Source organism: Actinoplanes sp. NPDC051388 (assembly GCF_055586225.1).
Map to the genome: position 1 here is coordinate 102,529 of NZ_JBVJIP010000001.1, position 14,638 is coordinate 117,166.

The following is a 14,638-nucleotide window of genomic DNA, read 5'->3' on the forward strand; positions in this document are numbered from 1 at the left end:
ACGAGCTGGGAGGCTTGATGTCGAATAACGTCCGCGTCGCGATCGTCACCGGAGGTGCCCGCGGCATCGGCGCCGCCACCGCCCGGAAGCTCGCCGCCGACGGCCTGGCGGTCGCGGTGATCGACCTCGACGAGCCGTCCTGCGCCGAGACCGTCGACGCGATCAAGCAGGCCGGCGGCACCGCGCTCGCGGTGGGCGCGGACGTCTCCGACAAAGAGCAGGTGACCGCCGCGGTCGAGCGGGTGGCCACCGAGCTCGGTCCGCCGGTGGTGCTGGTGAACAACGCCGGCGTGCTGCGCGACAACCTGCTGTTCAAGATGACCGACGACGACTGGGAGACCGTGATGGCGGTCCACCTGCGCGGCGCGTTCCTGTTCACCCGCGCGGTGCAGAAGCACATGGTGGACGCCGGGTTCGGCCGCATCGTCAGCCTGAGCAGCACCTCCGCGCTGGGCAACCGCGGCCAGCTGAACTACGCCACCGCGAAGGCCGGACTGCAGGGCTTCACCAAGACGCTGGCAATCGAGCTGGGTCGCTTCGGTGTCACGGCCAACGCGGTGGCGCCCGGATTCATCCAGACCGACATGACCGCGGCGACGGCCAAGCGGGTGGGCGTCGATTGGGACGCTTTTGTGAAAAACGCCGTCAGTCAGATTCCGGTGGCTCGGGCCGGGCGCCCCGAAGACGTCGCGAACACCGTATCCTTCCTGGTCAGCGAGGGCGCCGGTTTCGTGTCCGGTCAGGTGATCTATGTCGCCGGCGGTCCCCGCGCGTAATCGCCCGGTTGCTCCCGGGCGCTACAAAAGAACCTGTGGAGAAGCGGACTGTGAAACGACGGATGACCTCCCGCAGCGTGTCGCTGACCAGCACCTTCCTCTTGCTGGCCGCCGGCGGCGTCGCGGCATGCGACAACGGTGACGACACGCAGGATGAGGGCTTCTACTGCGCCGACGAGAACGGCGTGGTGGTCGACGAGGACAATTGCGACGACGACGGCAACAACGCGGGTGGCGTCGGTCTCCTCCCCTTCTTCATCTGGCACTCCTCGAGCTACCGCCCCGGTTACTCGGTCGGCTCGAAGCTTCCGGCGGGCGGCAGCAAGTTCGCCTACAACGACCGGGCGGCGCGGTCCTCCTTCGGGCTGCCGTCGACCGGGCGGATCAGCAACGGCACGGTGAAGACCAGCGTGGTCGGCAAGGGCGGCAGCGGCACCTCGACGTCCGGCAAGTCGTCGTCCGGCAGCAAATCCGGCAGCTGAGGTGAAACGAGTTCCCTACGGCCCGGTCCGCGACGGCTGGCGGCTGACCAACTACAGCCTGGGATTGACATACAACGACACCGAACTGCCGGACGGGACGATGATGTCCTACTGGCAGGAGGGGCCGTACTACGACTTCACCGAGGGCGAGATCGAGGAGCTCGAGACCGCCACCACGACGCTCAACGCGATGTGCCTGGAGGCCGGCGACTGGATGGTCCAGCAGTGCCCGCGACACACCGTCGAGGGGCGCAAGCAGGGCTACTTCGCCTCGATCTGCACCCCGGAGTCGTGCTTCCTGACCAAGATCGGCATCCCGGAGTACGCGCACGAGCAGATCATCCGGACCTGGTTCGACGGCGACGCGGAGACGTGGACGCACTACGACAAGGACCCGGAGATGCGCCTCCCGATGGAGACGCCGGACTTCTCGCCGAGCGTCTACGGGCGCTTCGACCTCTGGTACAACGGCGCCGGCAGCACGCCGCGGCTGCTCGAATACAACGCGCAGACGCCGACGTCGCTGGTCGAGGCGGCGGTGATCCAGTGGCACTGGGCCGACCAGACCAACCTGACCCAGCATCCGTGGCGGCAGTGGAACTCCATTCACGACCGGCTGGTGGGCTGGGAGGCGGCGGACGGCGAGCCGGCCGACCCGGGCGCGTGGCGGCGGAACATCAACAAGCTGCGCGAGGCGCGCACCTGGCTCCCGGAAAAGCCGAAGATCTTTTTCGCGTACGAGACGTCGGAGACCACCGGCGAGGACCGGATGAACGTGGCCTACCTGATGGCCACGGCCGAAGAGGCGGGCTTCCCGGTCGAGCTGATCGCGATGAGCCAGATCGGCTGGGACGTGGCCGGCGACCGGGTGGTGTTCGTGCCGTCGCCGGGCCAGGAGCACAAGGCCGAGCCGATCAACATCATCTTCATGCTCTATCCGTGGGAGTGGTTCTGGAACGAGGAGGGCGGTAAGGCCTTCTTCCGGAACATGGCCGATCCCACGAAGAAGGGCACGGTGTGGATCGAGCCGCCGTACAAGGCCGCGCTGCTCGGCAACAAGGCGCTGCTGCCGGTGCTGTGGAAGCTGTTCGGCGACCACCCCGAGCGCGGTAAGTACCTGCTGCCGTCCTATTTCGCCGAGTCGTCGTCGGCGGCCAAGCTGAAGAGCTATGCCAAGAAGCCGATCTGGGGCCGCGAGGGCGGTTCGGTCACGCTGGTCCGCGAGGGCGACGCGATCGCCGACAACCCGAGCGAATACGGCGCGGACGGCCGCTTCGTGGTGCAGGAGCTGTGCGAGCTGCCGACCTTCGAGGGCCTGGAGGGCGACGTGCACCCGGTGATCGGCGCCTGGCTGATCGACGGCGAGCCGGCCGGCATGGGCATCCGCGAGGGCCTCGGCGTCGAGGGGCTGATCACCAAGGACCAGTGCAACTTCGTGCCGCACATCATCACGTGAGCGACCTGGCGCGGATGGCTCGCGAGGTCATCGACGAAAACCACTACCTGACCCTGGGTACGACGGAGCCGGACAACCGCCCCCGCGTCTCCCCGGTCTACTTCACCCATGCCGGCTACCGCGAGTTCTACTGGGTGTCGTCGCCGAACTCCCACCATTCGCAGAACATCGCGGCCCGCCCGCCGGTGGCCATCGTCATCTACGACTCGACGGCGGGAGTCGGCCAGGGCAGGGCGGTCTACCTGACCGCGACGGCCGCCGAGGTGCCGGCGGCGGACCTGCCGGCGGAGTGCGCCAAGGCATACCCGGCGGTCGGCGAGGGCGCGGTGGCCTTCACCCCCGAGGAGCTGAGCGGCGACGAGGACCTGCGCCTCTACAAGGCGGTGGCCACCCGGCACGAGGTCCACATCCGAGGCGGCGACCCCACCTACGGCACCGGCATCGACACCCGCCGCGAGGTCACCCTCTGAGTCGACAGATTGACAGATAATCTATCAACGTTGACAGATTATCTGTCAATCTGTCAACGTGATGGTCATGCTGTTCCGCCCTCCCGCGCTGCGCGAAGACGATCACCGGGTCATCGGTGAGATCGATGACCTGCGCCGTCGCCTGCGCATCTATCTGCACGAGCCGCGGCGGTGGAAGGGCCAGATGCGCCGCAATCTGAAGGCGCGCGCGGTGCAGGGCTCGAACAGCATCGAGGGCTATGACGTCAGCCTCGACGACGCGCTCGCGCTGATGGAGGACGAGGAACCGCTCGACGCCGACCGCCGGACGTCATCGGAGATCGTCGGCTATCGCAACGCGCTGACCTACATTCAGCAGCTGGCCGACGACAGCGACTTCGCCCTCGACGAGTCCCTGATCCGCAGCCTGCACTTCATGATGCTCGGACACGACCTGTCCAAGAGCCCGGGGCGTTACCGGCCCGGCCAGATCTTCGTGCACGACGAGGAGCGCGATCTCACCGTCTATGAGGGTCCCGGCCCGGCCGAGGTCCCGAAACTCATGGGCGAGCTGGTGGCGGCGCTGGCCGCGCCGGACGGGTCGTGTCCGGTCTTCATCCGGGCCGCGATGGCCCACCTGAACCTGGTGATGATCCACCCGTTCCGTGACGGGAACGGCCGGATGGCGCGCGCCCTGCAGACCCTCGTGCTCGCCCGGGAGAAGATCCTCGCCCCCGAGTTCAGCAGCATCGAGGAGTGGCTCGGCCGGAACACCCAGGCCTACTACGCGGTGCTGGCGGAGACCGGCGCCGGATCCTGGCACCCCGACCGCGACCCCTCGACCTGGATGCGATTCAACCTGGCCGCACACCACATGCAGGCGCACACGGTGCTGCGTCGGGTGGAGGAGACCGCCCGCAGCTGGACCGAGCTCGAATCGGTGGCCACCAAACGACGTCTGCCGGAACGAGTGGTCCATGCGCTCTACCCGGCGAGCCTGGGGCTCAAGGTCCGGCGAGCGGTCTACGAGCGTGATGCGGAGGTCGAGCTGGGCACGGCCAACCGTGATCTGCGGATGATGGTCACCGGTGGTCTGCTTCGGCCGCAGGGCGAGACCAGAGGGCGTTACTACGTCGGCACGCCGGAGCTTCGGGAGATCCGGCAGGGTGTCGTCGGCGAGCGGATCCCGCTGCGGAATCCGTACGGCGAGCCGGTCAGTCCTTGACCGGCTGGTGGCGCCAGAGCCACCACAGGCCGATGAAGGGCAGGACCAGCGGCACGTAGCCGTAGCCGCTGCCGTAGTGGGACCACACCGTGGCGTCGGGGAAGTCGACCGCGTCGGCGATGGTCAGGGTGCCGACCACCAGGACGCCGATCAGTTCGATCGAGCAGCTGGTCAGGGCGATCAGGCGGCCGCGCGGGCCGCCGATCGCCAGGCCCGCGGTGGCCGCGATGTAGACCAGGCCGGCCACCGCGGACAGCAGGTAGGCCAGCGGCGCCTCGGTGAAGTGCGTGCTGATCTGCACCAGGGCGCGGGCGCTCGCGGAGAGCGCGAAGATGCCGTAGACCAGCAGCAGCACGCGGCCCAGGCCGGAACCGATCGCGGCGTCGCGCGGGCGGGTGCGGGCGGGCGAGGAGCCGGGCTCAGCCACCGGTCACCGACGCAATCTGCTGCAGGCGCAGCACCAGGACCGGCATCACCAGCGCGGCCACTCCGAGGATCAGGTTGCCCCAGCGGGTCGGCTCCATCCGGGCCAGCACCAGCGCCGTGGGTGTGAAGGCGACCGCGGTGATCAGGTAGCCCGCGAAGGTGCCGATCTCGCTCGGCCGGTCGTCGCCGAAGAGGCCGATCGTCGCCACCACGCACAGCACCACGACCAGCGCGCTGAGCACCCCGGCGGCGATCAGGTCGAGCCGGCTGGGCGGGCGGTTCAGTGCCGAGCGCAGCAGGAACCATGCGGCGAGCACCAGGGCCACCACGATGGTCGCCACGGACAGAGGACCGTTCACGCGGCACAGCGTACTGATCGGAAGTCCGTGTTAGCTTGCGGCCATGCGCTTCGGTCTGCTCGGCACCGGTCCCTGGGCTCGGATGGCACACGCCCCGGGGCTGGCCGCGCATGACGGGACCGAATTCGTCGGCGTGTGGGGCCGCGACGAGAGCAAGGCCGCCGCGCTGGCCGGCGAGCACGGTGTGCGGGCGTACCCGGGGGTTGCGGATCTGCTCGCGGATGTCGATGCGGTGGCGATGGCGCTGCCGCCCGCGGTGCAGGCCCCGCTCGCGTTGCAGGCGGCGCGCGCGGGCAAGCACCTGCTGCTGGAGAAGCCGGTGGCGTTCACCGCCGCGGAGGCCCGGGAGATCGAGAGCGCGCTGGGAGACCGGCATTCGGTGGTGTTCTTCACCCGCCGCCTGCTGCCCACGCTCGCCGATTTCCTGGACGAGGCGATCGCGACCGGGGGCTGGGTCGAGGCCCGGGTCGATCACGTTGGCACGATCTATGACGAGGGCAACCCGTTCGGGGAGTCGCCGTGGCGCCGGGAGAGCGGCGGCCTCTGGGACGTCGGGCCGCACGCCGTCGCGATGGTGCTGCCGGTGCTCGGGCCGGTGACCGAGGTGGCCGCGATGGTCGCGCCGCGGGACATGAGCCACCTGATGCTGCGGCACGCGTCCGGCGCGGTCAGCAAGATCACACTTTCCGTGGACGTGCCGCCGGCCGCCACCCGGGAGGCGGCGATGTTCGCCGGTGAGGCCGGTGTCCGCGAGGTGCCGGAGATCCCGTGGGAGCCGGTGCTGGCCTTCGGCAACGCCCTGGACCAGCTGATCGCCGGCGAAAGCGGACTCGGTGTCGGCTTCGGCGCCGAGGTGACCGCCGTCCTCGAGGCAGCCGAGAAGGCCGCGGAAACGGGCACCACGGTCACCGTCGCCGATTGATTCGCCTCGGCGAACCATCCGATAGCGTGTACGCGCCGAATCCCGGGTGAGCATCGCGACGACGTACGGCGAAAGGCTGACCACCATGACGGAGCGCGCCCGCGACCATCTCTCCGCGGTGCCCACGCCTCCGCCCGACGCCGGCGCCCTCCTCGGCGAGGTCGCCAAGGGCGACGAGGCGGCGTTCGGCCAGCTCTACGAACTGGTCGCGCCGCGCGTCTACGGCCTGATCCGCCGCGTGTTGCGCGATCCGGCGCAGGCCGAAGAGGTCGCGCAGGAGGTGCTGGTCGAGGTCTGGCGCACCGCCGCCCGCTACGACGGCGCCCGCGGCTCGGCCACCTCCTGGATCTTCACCATCGCGCACCGGCGGGCGGTCGACCGGGTGCGCTCCGAGCAGTCCGCCGCCGACCGGGTCATGAAGGTCGGCATCGCCAGCGTCGAGATCCCGCACGACGAGGTGGTCGACGAGGTCACCGGCCGGCTGGAACGTCAGCAGGTGCGGCACTGCCTCGACGACCTGACCGGGCTGCAACGCCAGGCTGTGACGCTCGCCTACTACCAGGGGCACTCCTATCGCGAGGTGGCCGAACTCCTCGCCACGCCCCTGCCGACGATCAAGACCAGGATGCGCGACGGGCTGATCCGATTGCGCGACTGCCTCGGGGTGGAGGTGCCGGCATGACCCCCACGGACATTCACGCGCTGGTCGGCGCCTATGCCCTGGACGCCGTCGACGATCTCGAGCGGGCCGCGTTCGATCGCCACATCACCGAGTGTGAGAGCTGCCGGATGGAGCTGGACGAGTTGCGCGAGACCACCGCCCGGCTGGCCGACAGCGCCTGGTCGGTGCCGCCGCCGCGGTTGCGCGCCGACGTGATGGCGGCGGTCGCCCGCACGCGTCAGCTCGCGCCGGTGTCGCCCGCGCCGATGCGCGTCGATCAGCGCCCGCGCAACCGCAACCGCTGGCTGGTCGCCGCGGCCGCCGCGGTGGTCCTGGCCGGTGGCGCGAGCACGGCCGTCTATCAGGTTCAAGAGCAGCGGGTACGCGAAGCCGACTCGATCGCCGTCGCGGTGGCGCAGCGGGAGGCCCGGGCCCGGCAGATTCTCGCGGCGCCGGACCTGGTCGTGCGCACCGCCCGGATGATCGGCGGCGGCAAGGTGACCGTGGCGTCGTCGGACGTGAACGACGCCGGCGTGATCCTGCTCGGCGCCGACTCCCCGCCGCCGGACGGCAAGGTCTTCCAGCTCTGGACCATCCGCGGCACCACGCCCAGGTCGCAGGGCGCGCTGGCGGTCGGCCAGACCGGCGCCGTGCAGATCGTCGACGGGCTGCCGGGGACGGACATGGTCGGAGTGACGGCCGAGCCCGCCGGCGGGTCGACCACGCCCAGCATGCCGCTGGTTTCCCAGGTCCCGCTGATCTGACTTTCCGCCCAACCCATCTGCAACCGGCTTGACTCCGAATAGTTGGTGACACTCGCCAACAAAAGGGGCAATCCAATGCGTTCGACGAAGATTCTCGCGCTCACCGCAGCGGCCACGTTCACGGTTTCGATGGCCGCCTGCGGCAGCGACAGCTCGGGCGCCGGCGGCGGCACCACCGACACGGCCGCCCCGATGGCGACCAGCGCGTCGCCGAGCATGACCACCGCGATGACCAACTTCGGACCGGGCTGTGCCGCCGTGCCGACCGACGAGAGCAACCCGGGCAGCTTCCAGGCGATGGCCATGGTGCCGGTCGCCACCGCCGCCTCCGGCAACCCGTTGCTCTCGACACTGGTCACCGCGGTCAAGCAGGCCGGCCTGGTGGATTCGCTGAACACCGCCCCGGCGATCACGGTCTTCGCGCCGACCAACGACGCGTTCGCCAAGATCCCGGCCGCCGACCTGAAGAAGGTGCTGGCCGACAAGAAGACCCTGACCAGCATCCTCACCTACCACGTGGTGTCCGGGAAGCTCACCCCGGAGCAGCTGGCCGGCACGCACAAGACCCTGCAGGGCGGTTCGGTGACGGTCGAGGGCAGCGGCGAGGACCTCAAGGTCAACGGCGCGTCGACTGTCGTCTGCGGCAACGTCCAGACCGCCAACGCCACCGTCTACATCGTCGACTCCGTGCTGATGCCGAAGAGCTGACCGTGGGCAGCGCCGGCCGCGCGTGTTCGCGGCCGGCGCCCTGGCTCCATCCCACGCCTCACCTGCCTCGAGGAGTCGTCATGCGCCGGATCGCCGTTCCCGCCCTGCTGGGCGTGCTGTCCGCCGCTTTCGGGGTGGCGCTGGGTGAACTGCTCGCGGCCGCGACAAAGCCGCAGGCCGGTCCGTTGGTCGCGGTGGGCGGGGCGATCATCGACGCGACGCCGACCCCGGTCAAGGAATTCGCGGTACGCGAACTCGGCACCAACGACAAGCCCGTGCTGCTCGGCTCGATCGGCCTGGTGCTGGCCCTCTGCGCCGCCGTGCTGGGCGTGCTCAGTGTCCGCCACGGCTGGGTTACTCCCGCGGGAGCCGTGGTGTTCGGCCTGGCCGGCGCGGGGGCGGCACTGTCCCGCCCGACGGCCGGCGCCTTCGACGTGGTCCCCTCCCTGGTCGCCGCGGCCATCGCCGGGGTGACCCTGGTCCTGACCATCCGGCACGCCGTCAGGCCCGCACCGGACGCAGCCTCCGGCGCGGCCCGCACCCACGCAGTCGATGTCCGGTCCGCCGACCTCGACGCGCCCGCTGCCTCCGGTCTTGAGGTTCCCGTTGCCGGGGCGGGTGCCTCCGGCTCTGACGTCACCGCGTTGGGCGGCCCGCAGTCCTCCTCGGGGCCGTCCGGCGGCGCCGCCACTGAAGGTGGCGTGAGCATCCGGCCCGGTGTCTCGGGCAGCCCGTCTGGCCTCTCCGGCGGCGTTCTCCCGCTCGGTGGCTCGACGCCGCCCGGCCGCTCGCGGCGTGACGGCGGCTCCGGCAAGCCGCGGCACGTGCTCGTCGATCGGCGCGCGTTCCTGCGGGCCGCGTCGCTCGTGGCCGGCGGCACGATCGTCGCCGGTGGGGCCGCCGAGCTGGTCAAGCGTGGCCGCGGCGGTGCGATCGCCGAATCCCGCGAGGCCATCAAGCTCCCGGTGGCCGCCGACCCGGCCGCGCCGCTGCCGTCCGGCATCGGTCCGGGTTTCGTCACCACGAACGCCGATTTCTATCGGGTGGACACCGCGCTCACCCTGCCGCGGATCGATGTGGCGAGCTGGCGGCTCCGGCTGCACGGGATGGTGGACCGGGAGTTCGAGCTGTCGTTCGAGGATCTGCTCGACCGTCCGTTGATCGAGCGGGACATCACTCTGAACTGCGTCTCCAACGAGGTCGGCGGGCCCTATATCGGGACGGCGCGCTGGCTCGGCGTACCCATCGCGCCTCTGCTCCGCGAAGCGGGCGTGAAACCCGGCGCGGACCAGATCGTGGCCCGCTCGGCCGAGGGAATGACCATCGGCACCCCGGTCTCCACCGTCCTGGACGGGCGCGACGCCATGCTGTGCGTCGGCATGAACGGCGAACCGCTGCCCGTCGAGCACGGCTTCCCGGTGCGCATGCTGACGCCGGGCCTCTATGGCTACGCCGGCGCGTGCAAGTGGCTCACCGAGCTGGAACTGAGCACGTTCGCGGACTTCGACGCCTACTGGGTGAAGCGCGGCTGGGCCGCCGACGGCCCGGTCAAGACGGCGTCCCGCATCGACAGTCCGCTCCCGTTCACGAACGTCACCGCGGGCGAGGTCACCGTCGCGGGTGTCGCGTGGGCGCAGGGCCGAGGCGTCAAGACCGTCGAGGTGCGGGTGGACGACGGCGACTGGCAGCGGGCCGAGCTGCTCCCGGTGCCGTCGGAGGACACCTGGGTGCAGTGGCGCCTCGCCTGGAAGGCGACCGCCGGCCCGCATTCGCTGTCCGTCCGGGCGACCGACGACACCGGCGAGACCCAGACCGAGTCCAGGGCAACGCCGTTCCCGTCCGGCGCGACCGGCCGGCACACCATCACGGTGACCGTGGGCTGACCTTCTTCCCCCGGCTTCGCCACCGCAGGGCCGCGGTCGTGGCGGTCTGCACGGCCGCGGTGGTGCGAGTGCGGTCGCCGGTGGCGAGCAGGTCCAGCAGGGCACCGCGCAGCAGGGCCAGGGCCGCGGTCCGATCGGCGGCCCCGGCGTTCGTGTGGCGGATGGCCGGGGGCTGGGCGGTGGCGAGCAGGTCCAGCCAGTCACGCACCGTCGCGGCGGCGAAGTCTGACCACGGACCGTCCGGTTCGGTCAGTGACCGGGCGTAGGCCTCTGTCCACAGAGTCAGCAGCGCGCGGTGACTCGGATCGCTCAGCCAGGTCCAGAGCTGCATGGTCGCGCCGGCCAGGTCGTCGGACGGGGTCCGGCGGAGCAGCGCGACCTCGTCCTTACGCGCCCGGGCCAGCAATTCGCGGATCAGGCCGTCCTTGGAGCCGAACAGATAGAGCAGCACCCGCGGGCTCGAGCCGATCTCGGCGGCCAGCGGACGCAGCGACATGTCGCCCAGCCCGTGCGCCAGTGCATAGGCATAGGCCGCCTCGAGAAGCTCCGTCCGGCGGGGGCTTGCCGTTTCGCTCGTCACCCCGGCATTCTGGCACGACTGAAACAGTCGTTTCAGTGGATGAAGGGAGTCGGCATGGGTGTGGTGGTGCGGCCGCTGGGCCGGCCCGGCGATCTGGGCTGGGTCGTGATGGCGCACGGCGAGGTCTATGCGGCGGAATACGGCTGGGACTCGACCTTCGAGGAGTTGGTGGCGCGGATCGTGGCGGACTACGCGGAGAAGCGGGATCCGGATCGCGAGGCCGCGTGGATCGCCGAGGTGGACGGGCGGCGGGCCGGCTGCGTCTTCTGCGTCACGGCCGACGAGCGCACCGCCCAGCTGCGGATCCTGCTGGTCGACCCGGCGTTTCGCGGGCTCGGCCTGGGCGCGCGGCTGGTCGGTGAGTGCCTGTCCTTCGCGGCCGGCGCGGGCTATCGGCGCATCACGCTGTGGACCAACGACGTCCTCGGCGCGGCCCGCCGGATCTATCAGGCGGCCGGCTTCACCCTCGACGACGAAGCCCCGCACCGCAGCTTCGGCGCGAACCTGGTCGGCCAGAATTGGTCACGCAAACTTCCCTAAACTTCCCCTTCTTGCGTACGATGGGGAATTATGGAGAGTGATTGGCACTCGCCTGAGCAGGTCGCCGAGCTGTTGGGTCTGCATGTCCGCACCGTGCGGGGTTACATCCGCGACGGGCGGCTGCGAGCCGTGCGGATCGGCAAGCAATACCGGATCGCGGGGGCCGACCTCGACACGTTCACCGGCCGTCCGGAGCCGGTGGCGCCGCGGGCCGAGGTGTCCGCGGTGGTCGAGGTGGCGGATGTCGACGCCGTGACGGCCGACCGGCTGAGCACGTTGCTGGTGGCGGGTGCTCAGCTCGCGCCGCTGACCAGGGTGCAGGTGGTCCACGACGCCGCGCGGGCCCGGCTCAAGGTGATCGTGATCGGCGACCTCGCGACGGCGGCCGGCCTGCTGCAGACATTGGACGGCGTCCTCGAGGCTCTGTGAGGTGGCGATGAGTGACACGGTGGGTGACATGTTGGGTGGCTCGGTGCGGCAGATCGGCGACGTGCCGGTGCTCGTCTGCGAGGCCGCGGGCGCACAGATCGCGACGCCGCAGGACGCGCTGGACGTGATCGGCGACGCCTTCGGCCGCGAGGCCGAGGTGGTGGCGGTGCCGGTCGGGCGGCTGGACGAGCGCTTCTTCCGGCTGCGCACCGGTCTCGCCGGCGAGGTCATGCAGAAGTTCGTCAACTACCACGTGCGGCTGGTGGTCGTGGGCGAGTTGCCCGACGCCGGCACCGCGTTCCGCGACCTGGTGCGCGAGTCGAACAAGGGGCGGCAGGTGTGGTTCGTGCGCGATCTGGACGAGCTCGGCGACCGGCTCGCCGGCGCTCAGCGCCGCTGACTCGGGTGTAGCGTCGCGGAGCGTTCGCGAGGACGGTGCCCGCGCACTGACCAGCGAGTCGACACCGGCGCCGGCTATCGGGAATGCGCCGGCAGCGGCATCGGCCGATAGCCGGCGCTCACTTGCGGTGGCCGGAGGTCAGGGGACGGTCTTCTCGATCGCGGCGGGGCCGTCGCGTTCGAGTTCCCGGCGGGCGCGTTCGATGTTCTCCGGTGTCGGGTCCTTGCCCTGGGCTTCGGCCAGATCCTCGGGATCCCAGGGCTGATCGGCGCCGGTGCGGATGACGGGTTCTTCGCCTGGTGCCAGGAAATCCGGCGAATCGGAATCCGGCCCACCGCCGGTGATGAACGCGTCCACCGCCACGTCGTCCTCGACGGCGTCGGCCACCTCGGGGCGCTCTTCCAACGGTTGTTGCTCGTCAGTCATGGTTCTCCTCCATCGCGGAAGGCCTCCATCGTGGAAGGGCCAAGACTCACATACCCAACGGGCCGCCCACTACCTCTGTCCGCACGTGGATCTTCGGGCACCTGCCCGCGGAGGTCGCCGTTGCGGCCGGGATCACTCGCCGGGGTCGGTGCGGCGGGCGCGGGGGAGTTCGCCGATGCGCTGGGACGGGCCGGTGTGTCCCAGGACGTGTCCTCGCGGCGGGACCCAGTCGCGCCACGGGCCCAGGCGGGGTGGGACGGGACTGCTTTCGCCGTCGCCCGCGCCGCGGAGGGATTGCAGGTAGCTCGCGACCCGTTGGGCTCCGGTCGCGCCGTCCTCGGCCAGGCGGTGCAGCACCCTCAGCGCGTCGTCGAACGCCGGGTCGTCAGGAGACAGCCGAGACAGGAGGGCCGCGATCCCACCCAACGCCTGCACCACATCGCACGCGTCCCGTTCGGCATCTGGCAGGCTCACTCCCGCCAGTCCCTACGCTCAGTCATCTATCTCGCTTCTCCTCGCCCCCACGCGTGCGACCCGTCTGGGGTTGCGCATACGTGATAGGCGAGAAATGTATTCGTCTCGCTACTCAGCGTCCATCCGATGCACGCACATCCTGTCCGGATCGCGCTCACTTGGACCTCGGACTGACTGATCGTCCGTTTCGAGCACCGGATCATCGGCTAATGGACCTCGTCGCGCCGACGGCGCCGCGGTCGAGCCCTCAACCTACACACCGCCACGTCACCAACACGCACCGCATACAAATGCGGCTTGGTCGAGCCCCCAAACGGCTGACGCCCCGAGGCGCCCAGTGTTTGGATCCAGCCGACGGCCGCCGCTCTGCGTGATGTTCTAGCAGGTCACGTGGTTGCCGAGGCGCGCGCGACTTCGCCGCGAGGCGGTGTCCTGGCCGGTGGGGGCGCCGGGCCGGAAGGGCGTGATCAGGGTGGGGAGAACGGCCTTGGGCGTGGGGGCGCCGGCCTTTGTGTGCGCGTATCCGGAAAAGGTTTTCAGGGGTGGGCGCGCAGCGTTTCCGAAGGGGACTGGTGGAACTGGCCGCGGTAGGTGGACGCGAAGCGGCCCAGGTGGGCGAACCCCCACCGGTGCGCTATCGCCGACACCGTTTCCCTGGTCGGGTCCGCGTTGCGCAGGTCCTGGTGGGCCCGTTCGAGGCGGACGCGCTGCAGGTAGGTCATCGGGGCGCTGCCCAGATGGCGGCGGAAACCCTCCTGCAGGGAGCGGACGCTGACGTTCGCGATCGCGGCCAGGTCGGTCACCGTGAACGGGCGTTCCGGCTCGTCCTCGATCGCGTCCTGGACTCGCTTGATCGCCTTGGGGGCGACCTGCCGGGGCTGGGCCAGGAGCTCCTCCTGGTAGCGGTGCGGGATGGTGAACAGCAGGCCGGCCATGATCAGGTGGCGGGCTCGTTCGCCGATCAGCGGCTGGTGGATCAGGCTGTCGGGGTGGTTGGACTCGTCGTGCAGGACCTGCACGATGTTGCGCCAGTTGCTGCCGGCTCCGGCGGAGACGTCCATCGCCGCGGGCAGGTCCAGCGGGCCGTCGATCGGGCGGCCCAGCATCGCGGACAGTTCCGCCTCCAGGGCGGGGCGCTCGATCTTGACTGCGAGCTCGGCCGAGTCGGCGTCGTGGTGGGTGTACACGGGGTGACCGGGGCCGAAGACCGCAGCCCGTTCGGGGGACGCGTCGACCTCGCGCCCGGCGTGCCGGGAATACATGTGGCCGGTCATCGGGATGCTCACGTGGTAGGCGCCCAGCTCCGACGCGGCGAGCGTGACCGGGGCCCCGAACGTGAACCGGCCGATGGTCAGCGGACCGAGTCGGATCACGTCGGCCCCCAGCTTGAAACTGTCCGCCCCGTTCGGCACGCCGACCGCGATGGGGTAGAAGAACCGGTTTAGCAGGTACCGCACCTGATCGATGTCCGCGCTGCTGAAGTGGGCGACAGACGGCGGTGACAGAGCGCCCGGAAGGGTCCGGGTTTGTGGATCACTCATGTCGCAGTGCGGTCCGACGCATACCGAGAGTATTCGGATGGACGACCGCATCGTCAACGCCGAGAGTACGTCTCTGACCGTTCCAGTACATTCCGGCCAGATGAACTCCTCTGGCGTTCCACGCCTACGTGGCGTAA

Annotated in this window: 19 protein-coding genes; 13 read left to right on the forward strand and 6 right to left on the reverse strand. The window is 70.2% G+C overall.

What is annotated here, in order from left to right:
• Nucleotides 1-17 precede the first annotated feature (17 nt).
• The 5 genes from fabG (at nucleotide 18) to ACZ6TI_RS00530 (ending at nucleotide 4,388) form a co-directional block, all read left to right on the forward strand.
• Entirely contained in the window at nucleotides 18-776 is a 759-nt protein-coding gene (fabG, locus tag ACZ6TI_RS00510) for a 3-oxoacyl-ACP reductase FabG (protein WP_465342825.1), read from the forward strand.
• A 50-nt stretch (nucleotides 777-826) separates the two neighbouring features.
• The gene (locus ACZ6TI_RS00515; RefSeq protein WP_465342826.1) at nucleotides 827-1,258 is read left to right on the forward strand and encodes a hypothetical protein; all 432 of its coding nucleotides are present in this window, start codon (nucleotides 827-829) and stop codon (nucleotides 1,256-1,258) included.
• 1 nt (nucleotide 1,259) lies between these two features.
• Nucleotides 1,260-2,714, forward strand: a complete 1,455-nt coding sequence (locus ACZ6TI_RS00520; protein WP_465342827.1) for a glutathionylspermidine synthase family protein — start codon at nucleotides 1,260-1,262, stop codon at nucleotides 2,712-2,714.
• Nucleotides 2,711-3,184: a pyridoxamine 5'-phosphate oxidase family protein gene (locus ACZ6TI_RS00525; RefSeq protein ID WP_465342828.1), complete on the forward strand. Its 474-nt coding sequence runs from the start codon at nucleotides 2,711-2,713 to the stop codon at nucleotides 3,182-3,184. The genes ACZ6TI_RS00520 and ACZ6TI_RS00525 overlap by 4 nt, the downstream gene beginning before the upstream one ends.
• A 67-nt stretch (nucleotides 3,185-3,251) precedes the next feature.
• On the forward strand, nucleotides 3,252-4,388 hold the full coding sequence (locus ACZ6TI_RS00530) for a Fic family protein (protein ID WP_465342829.1): 1,137 nt from the start codon (nucleotides 3,252-3,254) through the stop codon (nucleotides 4,386-4,388).
• Here ACZ6TI_RS00530 and ACZ6TI_RS00535 read toward each other — a convergent pair.
• On the reverse strand, nucleotides 4,378-4,815 hold the full coding sequence (locus ACZ6TI_RS00535) for a hypothetical protein (protein ID WP_465342830.1): 438 nt from the start codon (nucleotides 4,813-4,815) through the stop codon (nucleotides 4,378-4,380). The genes ACZ6TI_RS00530 and ACZ6TI_RS00535 overlap by 11 nt on opposite strands.
• Complete coding sequence (locus ACZ6TI_RS00540) at nucleotides 4,808-5,173, reverse strand: hypothetical protein (RefSeq protein ID WP_465342831.1); 366 nt, start codon at nucleotides 5,171-5,173, stop codon at nucleotides 4,808-4,810. The genes ACZ6TI_RS00535 and ACZ6TI_RS00540 overlap by 8 nt, the downstream gene beginning before the upstream one ends.
• Before the next feature lie 43 nt (nucleotides 5,174-5,216).
• Here ACZ6TI_RS00540 and ACZ6TI_RS00545 point away from each other — a divergent pair, with 43 nt between their 5' ends.
• The 5 genes from ACZ6TI_RS00545 to ACZ6TI_RS00565 all read left to right on the forward strand — a co-directional run bounded on the left by ACZ6TI_RS00545 (nucleotide 5,217) and on the right by ACZ6TI_RS00565 (nucleotide 10,111).
• Nucleotides 5,217-6,095 (forward strand): Gfo/Idh/MocA family protein, encoded by an 879-nt coding sequence (locus ACZ6TI_RS00545; protein ID WP_465342832.1) that lies wholly within the window; start codon nucleotides 5,217-5,219, stop codon nucleotides 6,093-6,095.
• Between the two features lie 85 nt (nucleotides 6,096-6,180).
• Nucleotides 6,181-6,777, forward strand: a complete 597-nt coding sequence (locus tag ACZ6TI_RS00550) for a sigma-70 family RNA polymerase sigma factor (RefSeq protein ID WP_465342833.1) — start codon at nucleotides 6,181-6,183, stop codon at nucleotides 6,775-6,777.
• Nucleotides 6,774-7,520 (forward strand): anti-sigma factor, encoded by a 747-nt coding sequence (locus ACZ6TI_RS00555; protein WP_465342834.1) that lies wholly within the window; start codon nucleotides 6,774-6,776, stop codon nucleotides 7,518-7,520. The genes ACZ6TI_RS00550 and ACZ6TI_RS00555 overlap by 4 nt, the downstream gene beginning before the upstream one ends.
• A 75-nt stretch (nucleotides 7,521-7,595) precedes the next feature.
• A complete protein-coding gene (locus tag ACZ6TI_RS00560) occupies nucleotides 7,596-8,228 on the forward strand; it encodes a fasciclin domain-containing protein (protein ID WP_465342835.1) in 633 nt (210 codons plus the stop codon).
• A gap of 80 nt (nucleotides 8,229-8,308) precedes the next feature.
• Nucleotides 8,309-10,111, forward strand: coding sequence for a molybdopterin-dependent oxidoreductase (locus ACZ6TI_RS00565; protein WP_465342836.1), 1,803 nt, complete (start codon nucleotides 8,309-8,311; stop codon nucleotides 10,109-10,111).
• Here ACZ6TI_RS00565 and ACZ6TI_RS00570 read toward each other — a convergent pair.
• The gene (locus ACZ6TI_RS00570) at nucleotides 10,092-10,691 is read right to left on the reverse strand and encodes a TetR/AcrR family transcriptional regulator (RefSeq protein ID WP_465342837.1); all 600 of its coding nucleotides are present in this window, start codon (nucleotides 10,689-10,691) and stop codon (nucleotides 10,092-10,094) included. The genes ACZ6TI_RS00565 and ACZ6TI_RS00570 overlap by 20 nt on opposite strands.
• Here ACZ6TI_RS00570 and ACZ6TI_RS00575 point away from each other — a divergent pair.
• Genes ACZ6TI_RS00575 through ACZ6TI_RS00585 form a run of 3 tightly spaced genes read left to right on the forward strand, consistent with a single transcriptional unit; the run spans nucleotide 10,620 to nucleotide 12,060 of the window.
• Nucleotides 10,620-11,231, forward strand: a complete 612-nt coding sequence (locus ACZ6TI_RS00575; protein WP_465342838.1) for a GNAT family N-acetyltransferase — start codon at nucleotides 10,620-10,622, stop codon at nucleotides 11,229-11,231. The two genes, ACZ6TI_RS00570 and ACZ6TI_RS00575, sit on opposite strands and share 72 nt — an antisense overlap.
• Before the next feature lie 30 nt (nucleotides 11,232-11,261).
• Nucleotides 11,262-11,660 (forward strand): helix-turn-helix domain-containing protein, encoded by a 399-nt coding sequence (locus ACZ6TI_RS00580; RefSeq protein WP_465342839.1) that lies wholly within the window; start codon nucleotides 11,262-11,264, stop codon nucleotides 11,658-11,660.
• 7 nt (nucleotides 11,661-11,667) lie between these two features.
• Nucleotides 11,668-12,060 (forward strand): DUF4180 domain-containing protein, encoded by a 393-nt coding sequence (locus ACZ6TI_RS00585; RefSeq protein ID WP_465342840.1) that lies wholly within the window; start codon nucleotides 11,668-11,670, stop codon nucleotides 12,058-12,060.
• Between the two features lie 138 nt (nucleotides 12,061-12,198).
• On the opposite strand, the gene ACZ6TI_RS00590 is transcribed toward ACZ6TI_RS00585, so the two are convergent.
• The 3 genes from ACZ6TI_RS00590 to ACZ6TI_RS00600 all read right to left on the reverse strand — a co-directional run bounded on the left by ACZ6TI_RS00590 (nucleotide 12,199) and on the right by ACZ6TI_RS00600 (nucleotide 14,417).
• Complete coding sequence (locus tag ACZ6TI_RS00590) at nucleotides 12,199-12,486, reverse strand: hypothetical protein (RefSeq protein ID WP_465342841.1); 288 nt, start codon at nucleotides 12,484-12,486, stop codon at nucleotides 12,199-12,201.
• A 132-nt stretch (nucleotides 12,487-12,618) separates the two neighbouring features.
• Nucleotides 12,619-12,960, reverse strand: coding sequence for a hypothetical protein (locus tag ACZ6TI_RS00595; protein WP_465342842.1), 342 nt, complete (start codon nucleotides 12,958-12,960; stop codon nucleotides 12,619-12,621).
• A gap of 536 nt (nucleotides 12,961-13,496) precedes the next feature.
• Nucleotides 13,497-14,417, reverse strand: coding sequence for an AraC family transcriptional regulator (locus ACZ6TI_RS00600; RefSeq protein ID WP_465342843.1), 921 nt, complete (start codon nucleotides 14,415-14,417; stop codon nucleotides 13,497-13,499).
• Between the last annotated feature and the right edge of the window lie 221 nt (nucleotides 14,418-14,638).